At 34.7% G+C, this 15,552-nt stretch carries 15 protein-coding genes; 1 reads left to right on the top strand and 14 read right to left on the bottom strand.

Going from position 1 to position 15,552, the window contains the following annotated elements; translation table 11 throughout:
* Positions 1–99: 99 nt before the first annotated feature.
* Positions 100–1,545 carry an NADP-dependent phosphogluconate dehydrogenase gene (gndA, locus tag CYJ72_RS00435; RefSeq protein WP_066126448.1) on the bottom strand — a complete coding sequence of 482 codons (1,446 nt, stop codon included), beginning with the start codon at positions 1,543–1,545 and terminating at the stop codon, positions 100–102.
* 149 nt (positions 1,546–1,694) lie between these two features.
* Here gndA and CYJ72_RS00430 point away from each other — a divergent pair, with 149 nt between their 5' ends.
* The gene (locus CYJ72_RS00430; RefSeq protein WP_141749294.1) at positions 1,695–1,832 is read left to right on the top strand and encodes a DUF4044 domain-containing protein; all 138 of its coding nucleotides are present in this window, start codon (positions 1,695–1,697) and stop codon (positions 1,830–1,832) included.
* Positions 1,833–1,877: 45 nt separating this feature from the next.
* On the opposite strand, the gene CYJ72_RS00425 is transcribed toward CYJ72_RS00430, so the two are convergent.
* The 13 genes from CYJ72_RS00425 to CYJ72_RS00365 form a co-directional block, all read right to left on the bottom strand.
* Positions 1,878–2,435 (bottom strand): TIGR01440 family protein, encoded by a 558-nt coding sequence (locus CYJ72_RS00425; RefSeq protein ID WP_284630064.1) that lies wholly within the window; start codon positions 2,433–2,435, stop codon positions 1,878–1,880.
* Between the two features lie 15 nt (positions 2,436–2,450).
* Positions 2,451–2,957, bottom strand: coding sequence for an ECF transporter S component (locus CYJ72_RS00420; protein ID WP_066126446.1), 507 nt, complete (start codon positions 2,955–2,957; stop codon positions 2,451–2,453).
* Positions 2,947–3,744 (bottom strand): hydroxymethylpyrimidine/phosphomethylpyrimidine kinase, encoded by a 798-nt coding sequence (locus CYJ72_RS00415; RefSeq protein ID WP_284630062.1) that lies wholly within the window; start codon positions 3,742–3,744, stop codon positions 2,947–2,949. Before CYJ72_RS00415 ends, CYJ72_RS00420 begins: the two co-directional genes overlap by 11 nt.
* A gap of 362 nt (positions 3,745–4,106) precedes the next feature.
* A complete protein-coding gene (gene tnpC, locus CYJ72_RS00410) occupies positions 4,107–5,465 on the bottom strand; it encodes an IS66 family transposase (protein ID WP_431606499.1) in 1,359 nt (452 codons plus the stop codon).
* The gene (locus CYJ72_RS00405) at positions 5,416–5,631 is read right to left on the bottom strand and encodes an IS66 family transposase (RefSeq protein ID WP_101814107.1); all 216 of its coding nucleotides are present in this window, start codon (positions 5,629–5,631) and stop codon (positions 5,416–5,418) included. The genes tnpC and CYJ72_RS00405 overlap by 50 nt, the downstream gene beginning before the upstream one ends.
* Before the next feature lie 55 nt (positions 5,632–5,686).
* On the bottom strand, positions 5,687–6,031 hold the full coding sequence (tnpB, locus tag CYJ72_RS00400; RefSeq protein ID WP_234982891.1) for an IS66 family insertion sequence element accessory protein TnpB: 345 nt from the start codon (positions 6,029–6,031) through the stop codon (positions 5,687–5,689).
* Positions 6,032–6,344: 313 nt separating this feature from the next.
* Positions 6,345–8,045: a hypothetical protein gene (locus tag CYJ72_RS00395; RefSeq protein ID WP_348651910.1), complete on the bottom strand. Its 1,701-nt coding sequence runs from the start codon at positions 8,043–8,045 to the stop codon at positions 6,345–6,347.
* Positions 8,046–8,050: 5 nt separating this feature from the next.
* A complete protein-coding gene (locus CYJ72_RS00390; protein ID WP_284630058.1) occupies positions 8,051–8,794 on the bottom strand; it encodes a hypothetical protein in 744 nt (247 codons plus the stop codon).
* A 273-nt stretch (positions 8,795–9,067) separates the two neighbouring features.
* Positions 9,068–9,379: a thioredoxin gene (gene trxA / locus CYJ72_RS00385; protein ID WP_066126997.1), complete on the bottom strand. Its 312-nt coding sequence runs from the start codon at positions 9,377–9,379 to the stop codon at positions 9,068–9,070.
* Between the two features lie 435 nt (positions 9,380–9,814).
* Positions 9,815–11,455, bottom strand: a complete 1,641-nt coding sequence (locus CYJ72_RS00380; protein ID WP_284630055.1) for a peptide ABC transporter substrate-binding protein — start codon at positions 11,453–11,455, stop codon at positions 9,815–9,817.
* Positions 11,456–11,989: 534 nt separating this feature from the next.
* Positions 11,990–12,952: an IS30 family transposase gene (locus CYJ72_RS00375; RefSeq protein WP_284629705.1), complete on the bottom strand. Its 963-nt coding sequence runs from the start codon at positions 12,950–12,952 to the stop codon at positions 11,990–11,992.
* A gap of 360 nt (positions 12,953–13,312) precedes the next feature.
* Positions 13,313–14,113: a formate/nitrite transporter family protein gene (locus CYJ72_RS00370; RefSeq protein ID WP_066127308.1), complete on the bottom strand. Its 801-nt coding sequence runs from the start codon at positions 14,111–14,113 to the stop codon at positions 13,313–13,315.
* A gap of 591 nt (positions 14,114–14,704) precedes the next feature.
* The gene (locus CYJ72_RS00365) at positions 14,705–15,478 is read right to left on the bottom strand and encodes a DUF937 domain-containing protein (protein ID WP_284630050.1); all 774 of its coding nucleotides are present in this window, start codon (positions 15,476–15,478) and stop codon (positions 14,705–14,707) included.
* Positions 15,479–15,552 lie beyond the last annotated feature (74 nt).

Here is a 15,552-nt window from a genome sequence, read left to right as displayed (position 1 = left end):
ATTTATTACTGAAAACCTAAGATTTTCTAATAATTAAGCGCATAATACTAATAAAGGAGTCCAAATTATCTAATTTGGACTCCCAAGAGTTAAAAATAATTAATCTTCTAATTTTTCTTCGCGCACTTCATTCCAGTGGAAATGGAAAGTACCTGGTTTATCAACACGGTTATAAGTGTGAGCCCCAAAGTAATCACGTTGTGCTTGGATTAAGTTAGCCGGTAACACTGCTGAGCGATATGAATCATAATAAGCAATCGCTGCAGAGAAGGTTGGAACTGGAATTCCAGCTGCAATCGCCACTGATACCACATGACGAACCGCTTCATGATTTTTAGAGACAATCTCTAAGAAATAGTCGTCTAACATTAAGTTTGGTAATTCAGAATTATTCTCGTAAGCATCGGTAATTTTTTGTAAGAATTTTGCACGAATAATACAACCTGCACGGAAAATACTTGCGATTTCGCCATAAGGTAAATTCCAGTCATAGGTTTCACTTGCTTCACGCATTTGAGCAAACCCTTGAGCATAGCTCATAATTTTACTAAAATACAATGCTTGACGAATGGATTCAATTAATTCTTTACGAGCTGTTTCATCTAATTCCAATTTAGCATCGACATTTGGAATAATCGTACTTGCATGCACACGTTGGTCTTTTTGACTTGAAATAAAGCGTGCAAACACTGATTCTGTAATTAATGATAAAGGCTCACCTAAATCTAAAGCACTTTGTGAAGTCCATTTACCAGTTCCTTTATTACCCGCACGGTCCATAATGACAGAAACCATTGGTTTACCTGTTTCAGGATCATTGGTTTTTAAGATTTGAGATGAAATTTCCATTAAGAAACTATCCAACTCACCTTCATTCCACTCTGTAAAGATATCTCCTATTTCAGCAACTGATAAGCCTAAACCACGGTGTAAAATATCAAATGATTCCGCAATTAATTGCATGTCACCATATTCGATACCATTATGCACCATTTTAACATAATGTCCCGCACCATTTGGACCAATGTAAGTCACACATGGTTTGCCATCTTCTTCAGCTTTAGCTGAAATTTGTTCTAGGATTGGCGCTACTAATTCATAAGCTTCTTTTTGACCACCTGGCATAATTGAAGGCCCTTTTAATGCCCCTTCTTCACCACCAGAAACTCCAGTACCAATAAAGTTAATGCCAGAGTTCGCTAAATACTCACTACGACGAATCGTATCTTTATAGAAAGTATTTCCTCCGTCAATCAAAATATCCCCTTTGTCTAAATGAGGTAATAATGATTCAATAGTTGCGTCTGTCCCTTTACCGGCTTGAACCATTAATAAAATTTTACGAGGCTTTTCTAATGAATCAACAAATTCTTCAACCGAATAAGTTGCTTTCAAATTTTTCTCAGGATTTTCTTCAATGACTGCGGTTGTTTTTGAACCCGTACGGTTGAATAGGGCTACTGAATACCCTCTGCTTTCAATATTTAATGCGATGTTACGTCCCATTACGGCCATACCTACGACACCAATTTGTTGTTTTGACATGTAATTGCCTCCTAGTTATTATTTCTCATTTATTTTACCAAATTTTCAGTAAATATTAAAGCTTAATGCAAAATATCCAACTTTAGTTGGTTTATATTTTTAATCGTTTATAATATAATAGTACTGTCATTAATAAAGGAGATCATATTATGTTTCAATCAAATAAAAATAAGAAAAAATTATCGAAAATGGATCGAATTGTCCGCTTTATTTCAATCGCAATGGTATTAACGATGTTAGTTTCGCTAATTATATCATTTATTTACAGTTTAAATAGTTTCTTCTAAATATAAAGACCTTCTGATCAATCGTCAGAAGGTTTTTACTTTCGCTCATTTTATTTCTATTCCCTCATAAATGGCTCTAGGACCGCCAACATATCGTGGACGTGAAGTGACTGCCGTTACATGAGCATGTCCTAAAGTTTTAATTGTCGGTCTAATCGGTACTTGAACGGATTTAACATGCATCCCAATAAAAGTATCGCCAATATCAACGCCGGCTTTTGCTTGTACTGCCATCACTTCAATCGGATTTTTAAATAATTTAAAAGCTGATACCGAAGCAGCCCCTCCGGCATGAAGACTTGGTCTTACCCATACTTCTTCATAGCCTTTCCGTTCAGCTACCACTGACTCAATAACTAATGAGCGATTTAAATGTTCGCAGCCTTGAACCGCTAAATGAACGTTTAATGGATTTAACTTATTTAAAAGTGTTTGAACGATCAACTCACCAATTTCTAAACTAGAATGTTTACCAATTTGATGCCCCATCACTTCACTTGTTGAACATCCTAAAACAAAGACATCATTTTCTTTTAAATTTGCCTTTTCAATAATATTGTCCATAATTTCATTTAAGTTTTCTTGTAATTGTTCTAAGTTCAATTCTGCTCCTTCTTCCTAATGAGAGTATACTTTTAATATCGATAAAAATTTATTTTTTACAAGCATCACAACGACGCTACCAAAACCAACTTGTACAATGTTACTTGGGATTGAAACCCATCCTACACCGCCACCATATAAGAATTCATTGGCCATCGCATAGCCGCCAACCATAATCAAGCCAGCGATTGCTAAAGCAAACAACATGCTTTTATTGTCGTTTCCATATTTTTCAATAATCAAGCCATAAACCAATCCTTGTAATCCATGAATGACAAGTGAGAATGGTGCCCAAATAGTATATCCTGAAATTATATCGATTAATAAGCCAGTGAGTCCCCCAACGACTCCCCCACCTAATGAACCGAAGGCTAAACCTGCACAATAAATTCCGGCATCTAATATTGTAACAAATCCATTAGTAGCAGGAACTGGTATAATAATTAATAATGACAAAACTAAAGTTACTGCTGTAATGACTGCTAAATATGTTAATGTACGAACATCAAATTTATTTCTCATTTTTATCCCCTATTCTATTCCAAATATTTCCCCCATCACCGGATGGTAAAGACAAACCTTGATTGATCCCTTGATATACAAAGTGTTTAGCATTTTTGATTGCTTGCTCGAGTGTTTCATTATTTGCTAATTGAGCTGCAATCATTGAAGATAATGCACAACCGGCTCCATGTATATTTAAGGTATCTAATTTAGGTAATTCAAAAAAGTGTATCTTTTTGCCATCAAATAAAACATCCACTGCTTTTTCACCTGGAAAGCGCGCACCACCGGTAATCAATACTGGAGTTTTCACAATTGAGTAGATATTCTTAGCTTCATCTGCCAGCATCAATTGATTCTCAATGTCACCACTTTCACAAATAATCTTTGCTTCCGTTAAATTAGGTGTAATGACGGTCGCTGATTTCATTAAGTCAATCATTTCTAATCTAATTTGCTTGATTTCCTTCGATGACTCCTTAAAAGCCATTACAGGATCAATTACAATCGGACAATTTTGCGTTTCAATAAATTCTTTGACTATCGCAATCGTAATGGCATCGTTTAATAAACCAATCTTAATGGCTGATAATTGATAAGTGTTCGCAATCGTTTGAAGCTGTTGCTTAATTAAACTAGCAGGCAAAGAAACAATTTCAAAAGAACTATCACTACTCTCAACTGCGATACAAGTAATCACATTAACCGCAAAACTTCCTGCTTGTTCAATGGTCTTGATATCTGTAGTAATACCGCCACCACCCCAAGTATCCGAACCAGCTATTGTTAAGACTACTGTATCCATTTTCTCCCCCCTTTGTAAATAATATTTTCATTATAGCACATTTTCTTTTAAATGAACTCTTTTTAAAAAACATTCATCAATTATGTTAATAAATGTTCCTCCAAATAAACTTTATTTCGTTTATTAATATTTCCACTCATTTTGAATAGTGAATCTATGTGAAATGACTTTTTTAAAAGATAGATTACTTAAAAAATCATGAGCAGATTTAACCGATAATCAAAATAATAGTGGAAGCATCGTATTAGAATAACAATACCAGCTATCTAAAATTAATGTAAGCGTCCTATATCAGAGTATCTTGATACTTAAAAAATCCACTTCCAAATTTTTTAATCAAAGATGGAAGTGGATTTACTTTTTTATTGGACACTTAACTGGCAATGTCGTTGGACTAATTCACTCCATGGCAAATAAGCCTCTAAGACCTCATTTTTTTCAAAAATCGGTTCATTCGGTAAGTGGGTCAGTAAATAATTGATATATTTTTCTGAATCAAGCCCATGTCGTTTCGCTGTTTCAATTATTGTTAGAATGACAGCGTTCGTTTGAGCCCCTTCAAAACTCTTGGAGAACAACCAGTTCTTTCGACCAATCACCAAGTTCTTTATCGCTCGCTCCGCTAAATTATTCGATAAGACTAAATGACCATCTTCCAATACGGTTTTAAAAGTATTTTCATAATTTAATGCATATTGGATGGCTTTACCGAGCTTGAACCCTGGCAATACTTCTTGGGTGCGACACCAATCGAAGAAGGCTTCCATAACAGGGCGTAACTCTGACTGTCGTTTGACAAGTCTTTCTTCTGGTGTGAGTTCTGCCCATGCTTCTTCTAAGCGGAATAGCTGATTACAATAGTCTAAACCAACTGCTCCCAAACTCTCTTTCGACTGCTTGGGTGTCGCTTCGTAGAATTTTCGTCGCACATGGGCCCAACAACCGACTAATTTCGCATTCTCGAGTTGACGATAAGCCGCATGCATATCACAATGAACATACCCCGAGTAGTCGCCTAAGAGTTCTTTTATCACCTGTCCACTCCGCTTAGCATCGTGATGGTAGAGTGTGATGCCTCTTTCTGCGTCTTTACCAGAAGCAATGACCCAATAATAAGTTTGATTCGTTTTACTCTCTAAGACTCGATACGGTGTTTCATCCGCATGTAGATGCGTTTGCGATAACAGCTCTTGTGTCAACCGCCGATAAAGGGGTAGAAAATATTGTTCACTCACTTTCATCTGCCAGTGAGTCAATTCTTTTCGGGTGATGGGAAGGGATAACTTCACCCAATCTGTTTCTTGTCGATAATTAGGGACTTTTAAATTGTATTTTAGATGAATGGAATGCGCAATAATCGAAGCGGAGCCTAAACTATGGTTCAAGGGAGCCTTCGGTACCGTGGATTTAATAATGACATCTTGATCCTTCAATTGACTACAATGCTCGCATTTATAGGCATGTTGAATATGATCCACCCGTTTTATTTGTGCAGGGATAAAGACTAATTCCTGACGATAACAGTGCGAACCGATTTCTTTTAAATGATGTTGACAATCTGGGCAGTGGCAAGCTTCTCCTTCAAGAGCATAGTGTTTTTCTTCAGCAGGAAATTGATCGAGTGTGAGTTGGCGTTTTCCGGACGATTTCTTTCGTGTATACTGTATCGTTTCAATCTCGCCTGGGAGAGTCCGGCATTTGTTTTGCCGGTTCATTTTCATCTTCGAAGAGAGAGAGTTGACCATCAGGAACGATAATCTTCTCGGATTTTTTCCCATAGAGCAGTTTTAATAAATAAGCATTTTGTTCACGAAGTAAAGCAATTTCATTATTAAGTGTTTCGATTAAATTGAATTGTGATTCTAATTGTTTTTCTAAACTGTTCATATGCCTTACTCCGTTCATTAGTATAGGTATAGTATAAAACAGGAGAGAGCGACTATCAATAGAAAGTTCGCTGATTGGCCACCTTAATTTTGGGTTCGATCGAGAACCCTTGAAGTAACCAGTTCACTTGAGTTTCATTTAATTTTATTATGTCATCATTATGAGAAGGCCAAGTTAAACGGCCGTTTTCGAAACGCTTATAGAATAGCCAAAACCCTTGACCATCCCAATAGAGAATCTTAAACCGATCTTTTTTTGTCCCACAGAATAGAAAAAGTTTTTGTGAAAAAGGATCCAATTGATACTTTTCTCTCACGAGTGATGCAAGGGAATCAATTCCTTGGCGCATATCGGTTTTTCCTGAGATTAGATAAACTTGACCTAATTGATTGATATTCATTTTCAAGATAACACCCCTAAAATAGTTTGATTGTCACTATTTTAGGGGTATTATCCGATTATTGATAGATACTCTGTTATGGGACGCTTACAAATTAATTTATCTCCTTTTGCCATTCAACTCCTTTCTAATGGAATCTTACTGTGACTAATATTTTCAGCCATTAATAAAACGTACTCTTAAAGTTTTTTTCCATCAAAAGTGTCCCCTTCTAGAAGAGCAACCGCAACATCAAATGCATAATAAAAATAGGAATAACGTTAGTAAAACGAAAGCATTTTACTATCAGTCATTCCTATCTTTCACCTTTACATTATTCGGTTATTACATTCTCTTTTGCATCATCCCATTCAATAGAACGGACTTCTCCTGATTCACTGACTCCCATTTTCACTTCTGTACCATCATTTAAGAATGGTAAGGAATCGTTTAGCTGAATGGGTGCTTGATATACTTTGCCATCAATCATGAAATAATAAACTGTATTACCACTTTTAACGACAGCCTGTACCTGTTCAACGGCACCTACAACTTCAAGTAACGCTTCTTCAGATTCTAGTTCTTCAATGTTAACAGGATTTTCCGCTGCATAACTTAACAATAATTTTTCAACACTATTTTCGACGTATACTTTTTGATAATTTTGCACATCGACGATAGCATAGGCTTTAATCAACCCTGAAGAATCTTTTAATGAAAGTATATAAACAGGCTTACCACTTAAGTTAATTAATAATGGGAAGGTCGCTGTATAACCTTTTTCTTGCACGCTTCCTTCAGCTGAACTCATCGCAGAAAATTCTTCAGCAGCACTGATTGGGTACATTTTGGCTTCTTTGGTTCTTAAGTTAACTAAAACAAACCCAATGTTTGATTCATCTGCATTAATCGAGGTAATCCCTGTATAAAGATATAAATCATCATCCATTGGTAAATAGTTATATCCTTCAGTTGGTTGTGTCACACCTTCATTGGAAAATAAAGTATTCCAAAAACCATTCACATATTTTCCGTGCATCTGCAATTGATGTAAAATTAAATCGGCACTGTAAACACGATCAACCCATTGTGGTATTTCTTCTAATGAGTAATGTTTGGATTCACCAGTTGAAGCATTCACTACCACTAACCCTGTTACTTCTGGTTCAAATAAGAAGAAATTACGACCATATGTTGAAGCAATATAGTAAGGAGTCCCCTCATCGTCTATCTCAAAACTTGGTTTACCAAATATAGTAAAGGGATATTTGAATCTTAGATAACGATTAATATTACGCCAAAATTTATCGGCATAGGAATATTTAATCGGCGCTTCAGGTGTTTCAACCGTGACTTCACCAGTAACATTATCTACCTTTAAATAATGTGGAATTCCTTCAGAAAAATTATTTAACCATTTAAAAAAACCAGCATACTCTAATGGGGTCACACGATAAGGATAATTATTAATATTTATTTGCACATATTCAGGACTCGCAACAAACTGGGATACTAAATTAGTCAGGGCACCAAGCTTACGATTTCCTAATCTAACTGCGGTATCTCGGTCAATTAATGGTATCTGGTTGACATCGGTTTCTGAGAATTCTGTTTCAAAATCAGCCTGTGCTACTGGTAACATATCACGATATGAGGAAGCCATAAAAAATGGTGAAAAGATAGCTGAACTTACTAACCAAATAACCAGAGCCACTGGTAAAATACCAAATAAAACTTTATATTTAATCGACATGTTTTTTAACTGTGTACTGGTATTTTGACTACGATTAAAAACAAAATCAGAACCATCTTTTAATACTTCAATTATGATAATCCCCACTATGATGAGTCCTAGGAAAAACCAAAATTCAAAAGCAGCATAATGTATTGGTGGTAAAGCAATATAATAATAAACAAAAGCTAAAATTAACAATACAAGATATAAAGAATTTAAGCCCATACGACTTATAAACGACAAAAATTTATTATGAGAATCTTTATCATGTTGTTGACTACTATTCGTCACATCTTTCACCTAAATCACTCCTTAAAAAAATGTTTAAATTTGACATTGGGATAGTATTTTTTATTTTGAACGGATTTCAATTGACTGGTAACATACATTGAAAACTCATCATTGAAAGCAAATTCATCATATATTAGACCATATTGAGGGGCATAATAAAAATGCTGTGTAACATCATTCGTTTCTTGTTTTAATGACAATACTAAAACATCATGATAAGTCTCTTGATTGACAGTAAAATCATCTAAAATGTTAATCACTTCATACTCCTGTTCTTCTTGATAGCCACTAAAAAAAGTATCCCCAACTCCCATCTCTAATGGCATAATTAATGAAGTTGAATCATCTAAAGTATCTGGATGGTTTCTAAAATCTGTATTATCATAGGTTTCTGGAAAATAACTCAATTCAATAATGCCCTCCGGAGTTAATTGATAGACAAAAGCGATAGACGTACCGGCACCATCACGTCTAAATTGATAAATCCCTTCTTCATTTAAAGGATATTGCAGTACCACTTTAAAACCAGCAAATTCATTACCAGAACCAATATAATCATAATTATCATAATATAAGAAAGGTGCATAATTAATTGTTTGAACTTTTTCCTCGCTTTTATTTTGATTTTCTTTTGAAACTTGATCTTTTACTGGAGGATTATTGTCATTAATTGAAGCAACCTTAATTGGCGTTAACCAAAACATTAACAAACAAACGGACGAAAATAAACTAAAAAAAATAATATTCCTTTTCTTCATATCATAATCCTCCCCTTTATCTTATTATACCTTAATTTATAGCCGATATAAATAAGAATCAGAGTAAAACGATAAAATCAGTCTTTAGACCTAATGAAATTAATCCATACAAAAAATGATTGTCATCAGGACATCTACGATTATAATTTTACGATTATTTTTGGTTTTAATTGGTATTTATAATTGATTCACGTACATTAAAATGACAATAAAAAAACGAGTCAAAATAATAACATTCTGACCCGCTTTTAAATAGATTATTGAATTATTATATTACATATGGCGAGATAAAATTTCGTTTAAACGATTTTTATCATGGAAACCAACTAATTTTTCAACAACTTCGCCATCTTTTTTAACTAATAAAGTTGGAATTGACATGATGCCAAATTCACGAGCTGTTTCTTGCTCTTCATCAACATTCATTTTGTAAAAATCAACTTGTCCAGCTAATTCTTCAGATAATTCATCGATAACTGGTGATTGCATACGACATGGACCACACCATGGAGCCCAGAAATCAACCAATGTTAACCCTTCTGCAGTTTCTTGGTTAAATTGTGCATCTGTTAAAACTTTCGTCATAATGACACTTCCTTTTTATTATTTTGATTTAATCTTAACATATCTCTCAATACTTCACTATTTTTTTGCTTAGAAAGGGAGTGGACCAGAAGTAGAAAATCAAATGATTTTCGCTTCGTCGGCCTACCCCCGCACAGTTGAGTAGGTATCAAACAAGTCTTTAAGATGCAGTTTGATGCCACTCAACCACTGCGCTTTGAATTTATAAGCACTAATTTGACTGAATTTTTCAAATTTATGATCAATCTCATAAAGACGAAGTTCGAGGCCACTCAATCACTGCGCTTTTAATTACCGAGCACACACTTGATTGATTTTTCAAGTTTATTTTCAGCTACATTAAGACGCAGATTGAGGCCACTCAACCACTGCGGTTTGAATTAAATAGATATGCCTGAACAGAATTTTAAAAGGTGATGCCCAGCCTCTTAAAAATTATTCAGCTGCGCGATAAGTGGTACGTAAATTAATCGTACGTCCAAATGGCATAATTTCAAAGTTTTTAACATCTGGACTTAATAAGTAAGACGTAGAAACTTGATATAATGCTGAAGTGATAGCATCTTCTTCTACAAAGATTTTTTCTGCTTGCATTAAAGCTTCACGACGTGCCACAGGATCATTCGCTAACTCATGACGTGTTTGATCGACTAATTTATCTACTTCTTCGTTAGAATATTTAGCAAAGTTAATCCCACCATCAGTCGTTAATTGTTCAACAAAGTTTAAAGCATCTTGGTAATCAGGCGCCCATGTACCATAATAGAAATCATAGTCTAAACTTCTTTGAATTTCTAAACGGTTTTGTAAAGGAACGGAACGAATAGTAATCGTCAATCCTGGTAAGTTTTCTTGGATTTGAGCTTGTAAGTATTCAGCTGTACGACCTGATAAATCAACATCAGATACTAATAACTCTAATGATAACTCTTCGACACCTAATTCTTCTTTCGCTTGTTCCCAATCTTTTTGAGCTTGTTCAACATTATAAGTTAGGATATCGCCTGCCGCTTCACGGTAGTCATCCCCTTCTTCATCCACATCAAAACCAGTTGGAACAAATCCATTCGCTGGTGTAGAACCATCTTGAATCACTGACTCAGCATATAATTCTTTATCAAATGCTTGAGAAACTGCACGTCTTAAGGCAGCATTATTGGTAGGTTCTTTGGTATCGTTAAACATAATATAACCTAATGTTGCACGAGGAACTGTATTAAAATCTTCTGCCCCTTCATATTGACCAACAAAGGCATCTGATAAAATAGCATAATCAATTTCACCCGCGTCATATAAGTCTGCACCAGTACCTGTTTCTTTAACAACCGATACTAATACATCTGTTAAATGAACATTTTCAGCATCCCAGTAATTTTCATTTTTATTTAAAGTCCACTCTAATTCAGTACCTGTCCAACCTGTTAAAGTAAAGGGTCCATTCGTTACGATATTTTCAGCAGAAGTACCGTAAGCATCCCCTTTTTCTTCAACAATATTTTTAGAAACCGGCATAAAACGACTACCTGTTAATAATTTTGGTAAATAAGGTGCTGGATATTCTAATGTAATTTCTAATGTTTTATCGTCAAGTGCTTTAACACCTAATTCATCTAATTCCATTTCACCATTACGGATGCTGGCCGCATTTTTGAAAATTTCAACAGATGAAGTCGTATTTTGTCCATTTGGATCCACTAAACGTTGATAAGTAAACACATAATCTTCTGCTGTAACGGGTTCACCATTACTCCAAACTAAGCCATCACGCAAAGTAAAAGTATAGGTTAAACCATCTTCTGAAACTTCAACATTCTCAGCTTGACCCAATTCGACTTCAGTACCAGTAGAAACACGATATAAACCTTCGAAAATTTGGCCAATCATATCTGAACTTGGCGTATCATTATATAAAGCTGAGTCCAAAGTTGCTAACTCTCCAATTGTCATAATACTTAATGTTTGTTCAACTGAAAGATCAATCTGTGCCTCCTCTGCTAAAGTAACTGGCAAACTACCAGTGGCTAATGTTAAAGCAGCTGCAGCTGAAAGAAAAGATTTTGCAAACTTTTTAAACATTTAAAATCTCCTATCTATTATTAATTTAAGATTAACATTCTAATCTTGATGAGACCATCGTAACACGTTTACGTTTGTAACTCAAGTTTTATGCTCAAGTTTTTTAATAAATAATATTTCTCAAAACGTTATTATATCAAGCTTTTCAAAGATATATATATTAGTTGTTTTCTTTTTTTGATTGTCAAATTAAGCTAGAATTTTTACCTAACACATAATACGTTGGCTTTTGGTCTAATTGATAATTTAAATGTTTGTTCGAAAGTTCAAGTATAAATTAGCTACTGACTTTAAGTTTTTCACATAGTTAAATTTGTGGCAGGTGTAGTGAGTCAGATTGATGCATTAAATCGTTAGAGCTTTACTTGGATGCTCCGGTATGATACTCGCGGATAGCGAGTTGGGGAAAGGATTTGGGTAGGAGACCCAAAAAGCATCCCCAAATCATCATGCCGGGCTAGGCACCAAGTCAAGCTCTAACAATCAGGTGCCGTACGTAATGGATTCACTGCCTTAACAAACACATTGTGTGCATTAGAAAGCATCTAGCCATCCAAGTTCCTTACAACAATCGATAAAAACTTCAATTGGCGTTCGATAACCTAATGATTTTCGTGGAATTTCATTGCGGAAATGGGCTGTTTGGCTGAGTGTTTTCTGCGATATATCAGTAAAATCCATCCCCTTAGATAACCCATCTCTTCGAAGAAGTCCATTAGAGTGTTCATTTAAACCTCGCTGTGACGGACAACCGGGATCAGCAAAGTAAATATTGATGTCATTGACATTTGAAATGGCTTGCCAATCAGAAAATTCTTTTCCACAATCAAACGTAATGGATTTAAATATATTTCTCGGTAAATAAGCAAACCAGTTATCACAAGCGATTCGCACATCACTTGCTTTGCGACTGTTAATTTTTATCGGGATGATGAGTTTACTGATTCTTTCGACCAGTGTTAGGACTGCACTCTTATGGTCTTTTCCGACAATAGTGTCACCTTCTAGATGTCCAAATTCTTTCTCATATTGTGGATTTTCTTTTTGACGATCTTCGATGGTGCGTCTAAAGTGTTGTTTACCTCTTTTTTCCTGATACCCATTAGGTTTTCTCTTACCTTTCATCGGTAAAGTTGAGGGATCAAAGAGTTCCGAGTCTTTAAAACGACGATAAAGTGTTCGAGCTGTACATCCTAATGGGAGTTCATTCCGACCAATGATGACGTCAGGAGACCACCCCTGGTCCACTTTTTTCTTAATATATGTGATTTGTTTAGTGTTAAAGACCTTCTTTTTGGCACCACAGCGTGATTTATTCTCTTTATATTGATCGTAGTATTCCTGAATATTACCACTATTTTTAAGAAAATTAACGACGTTATAAATGGTTTGGATGGCCCGATTTAATTTTTTAGCGATATCCGTTACTTTTTTACCGCTATCGTAATAATTTTCTATCCAAATCAATTCTTTCATGGTAAGATGTGTATAAGCCATTTGTGTGTACTCCTTCCTTAGCATGTGATTTTATGTTTAGGATACCATACAAATGGCCTATTTATTTTTCTAGCTTAATTTTACTATCCAAGTTTTTAAATTTGGAGCAGACAAAAATGAAATAATTAGAATTTTATGCTTCTTTGCCCAATCACCACCATTTAATAGACATTAAATTAGGCTTCAAGACGCAGTTTGAGGTCACTTAACCCCTGCGCTATTAATTAACGAACAATATTTTTGACTAAATTTATCAAGTTTATGCCCAGCCTCTGAGTCTAACAATAACACAACTCATTTTAATCAAAAATAAAAGAGCCTTGAAAGAACTCTTCATTCTATCAAGACTCTTTTATAAAATTAATCGAAGTATAACTCACTTTTATTATTTAACCAACTATAAACTAAACCGATAAAGATTCCTCCACCGACGTAGTTACCTAAACCAGACCATAAGAAGTTAGATAAAACTGAAAGTACAGTCATACCTTCAACAGGTCCACCATTGGCAAAGAACGACAATGCAAAAGTTGAAAAGTTAGCAATAACGTGCTCAAAACCTAAGAATGCAAAAATGAAAATAATAAAAATCATAGCAAATACTTTTCCGGCATCGTCTTTCATACGAATACTACAAAATACAGCGGTATTAACAATCACATTGGCAAAAATACCTTCAGCAAATTGTTGTAGTGGTGATTTAGCTAATTTAGCTGTAGTAGCTACAAATAAATAATGATCAGGTTCTAAAGTGCTATAAGCTTGTGTAAATGACATAATAAAGCTCGCAATAACTGCACCAATTGCATTAAATAAAATACAAGTTAATAAAATTTTTAAAGCTTTAGATACAGGTAAAATTTTACGATGCATGGCAACAGTCATATACATCATATTAGAGGTTCCAAGTTCAGCATTCATATAAATAATCATAATCAATGACCAACTGAACATAAATGAATAGAAAAATTTCCCCATATTTGGCACTAAAGCATCTGCTTTTCCTGCGATAAAACTGGCGATAGCTACCCCCATTGTTAAGAAAAGACACGCTAGCATCGAACGCACCATATAACGCGCAATACTTTTATCAAACAACTCTTCTTTCTTGTTAATACTATGGGTTATACTTCCAATTAAACCACGATTTTGTACTTCCATTTCGTCACTCCTATTTATATCATGTCAATATTATAGCAAATGTACCCTGACAATAAAAGTGAGTTTTGATAAAGTAAACGTTCCCATCTACTATTTTTTAAGGTAAATTGAAAACACTATGAAAATGTAAATTTATTTGTTAATTATTTGTTTTATTACAATAAAAAAGAGTGGACCAGAAGTAGAAAATCGAATGATTTTCGCTTAGTCTCCCCCCAGACACAAGTTGGTAATTCGCAAATTAGTCTCTGGAAGCATCTCGAGTTCACTCAACCATGGGCTATAAATTAAACAGATGAAACCAAACAACCATTTTTAAAACTGTGCCCAATACCACTTCACAAAACGCGCTACAAATAAGCCTTCGTCAAAACACAAAAATAGGCCTTTCCTCGTTCGCAGACTAAAAGTCTTAAGCAAGGAAAGGCTTGTTCAAATTTATAGGACGCCTAATAAAAATATGTGGATTGCTAGAATTGTCAAAAAATTTCTTACAATATTTGAAATTCTGATACACAAAACCTAAAAACTAACTATTGTTTCAAAGGAGTTGGTCAAGAATAAAAGCGTAGCAATCCTTAATAGTCGATGTTAGAAAAATGAATCGAGAATGGATTCAACAATTGATTTATTTTGTTTTTTTGGTGCTTGACTCACTTGACCTCCACCTTTTTGTGATGTTTGTTCAATTAGACTACCTAAGATACCGCCAAAGGCCCCATCATTAGCTGTTGAGCTACCTGGTTGTTGTGGGATTTTAGGAATATAATCTTCACGACGTTCAGTTTGTTGTGTAACTTTACCTTGTTGTTGTGCTTGTTGTCTTTTTAATTGTTCAATTTGTTCTTCGTAACGTCTAATTTGTTCTTCGTACTGATTCTGTAATGTTTCTTCTTCAGCTTGTGCTTGTTTGCGAACTTCTTCAGCTGTTAATTGTTTGTTTTTCTTATTATCTGCCATGTATTTAATTAATAATGGCGCAACTAATACTAACACACGTTTTACAGCTGCCGGGCTTAATCCTAAGGTGTCGGATATTTTTTCAATGATACCTGTTTTATTGCCAAATAAATGGTTTAACATTTTATCGCCATCTTCGACATCAGCTTTTTGCGTATAATCAGCAACTGAATCAAAATGAGTATCATTGGCATGGTCTTTTAAGGCATTGTCAAAAGCAATTAAGCCTTCTTCAGTTGAAGTATTATTATTAATTGCTTTTAAAATTAATGGTAATGCCATCCCTACAATTGAACTCGCTTGAGACGCATCTATTCCTGCACGATCAGAAATTGCTGTCACATCATTGCTATCTACATTTGATAAAATATCCATTAAACTACCGGCTGTATCAAATAATCCCATAATTATTCTTCCTCTCAATTTGTATTGTTACTTTAATTTAACATAACATCAATGAAAAGAATAATGAAACGCCT

Source organism: Globicatella sanguinis (genome assembly GCF_002847845.2).
GTDB lineage: Bacteria > Bacillota > Bacilli > Lactobacillales > Aerococcaceae > Globicatella > Globicatella sanguinis.
The sequence above is the reverse complement of the archived record's forward strand: the minus strand, read 5'-3'. Positions and strand labels throughout refer to the sequence as shown.

Coding starts and splice junctions, on each gene's coding strand:
- gndA (WP_066126448.1), bottom strand. CDS start 1,545: ATGTCAAAACAACAAATTGGTGTCGTAGGTATGGCCGTAATGGGACGT.
- CYJ72_RS00430 (WP_141749294.1), top strand. CDS start 1,695: ATGTTTCAATCAAATAAAAATAAGAAAAAATTATCGAAAATGGATCGA.
- CYJ72_RS00420 (WP_066126446.1), bottom strand. CDS start 2,957: ATGAGAAATAAATTTGATGTTCGTACATTAACATATTTAGCAGTCATT.
- CYJ72_RS00415 (WP_284630062.1), bottom strand. CDS start 3,744: ATGGATACAGTAGTCTTAACAATAGCTGGTTCGGATACTTGGGGTGGT.
- tnpC (WP_431606499.1), bottom strand. CDS start 5,465: ATGAAAATGAACCGGCAAAACAAATGCCGGACTCTCCCAGGCGAGATT.
- CYJ72_RS00405 (WP_101814107.1), bottom strand. CDS start 5,631: ATGAACAGTTTAGAAAAACAATTAGAATCACAATTCAATTTAATCGAA.
- tnpB (WP_234982891.1), bottom strand. CDS start 6,031: ATGAATATCAATCAATTAGGTCAAGTTTATCTAATCTCAGGAAAAACC.
- CYJ72_RS00390 (WP_284630058.1), bottom strand. CDS start 8,794: ATGAAGAAAAGGAATATTATTTTTTTTAGTTTATTTTCGTCCGTTTGT.
- trxA (WP_066126997.1), bottom strand. CDS start 9,379: ATGACGAAAGTTTTAACAGATGCACAATTTAACCAAGAAACTGCAGAA.
- CYJ72_RS00380 (WP_284630055.1), bottom strand. CDS start 11,455: ATGTTTAAAAAGTTTGCAAAATCTTTTCTTTCAGCTGCAGCTGCTTTA.
- CYJ72_RS00375 (WP_284629705.1), bottom strand. CDS start 12,952: ATGGCTTATACACATCTTACCATGAAAGAATTGATTTGGATAGAAAAT.
- CYJ72_RS00370 (WP_066127308.1), bottom strand. CDS start 14,113: ATGGAAGTACAAAATCGTGGTTTAATTGGAAGTATAACCCATAGTATT.
- CYJ72_RS00365 (WP_284630050.1), bottom strand. CDS start 15,478: ATGGGATTATTTGATACAGCCGGTAGTTTAATGGATATTTTATCAAAT.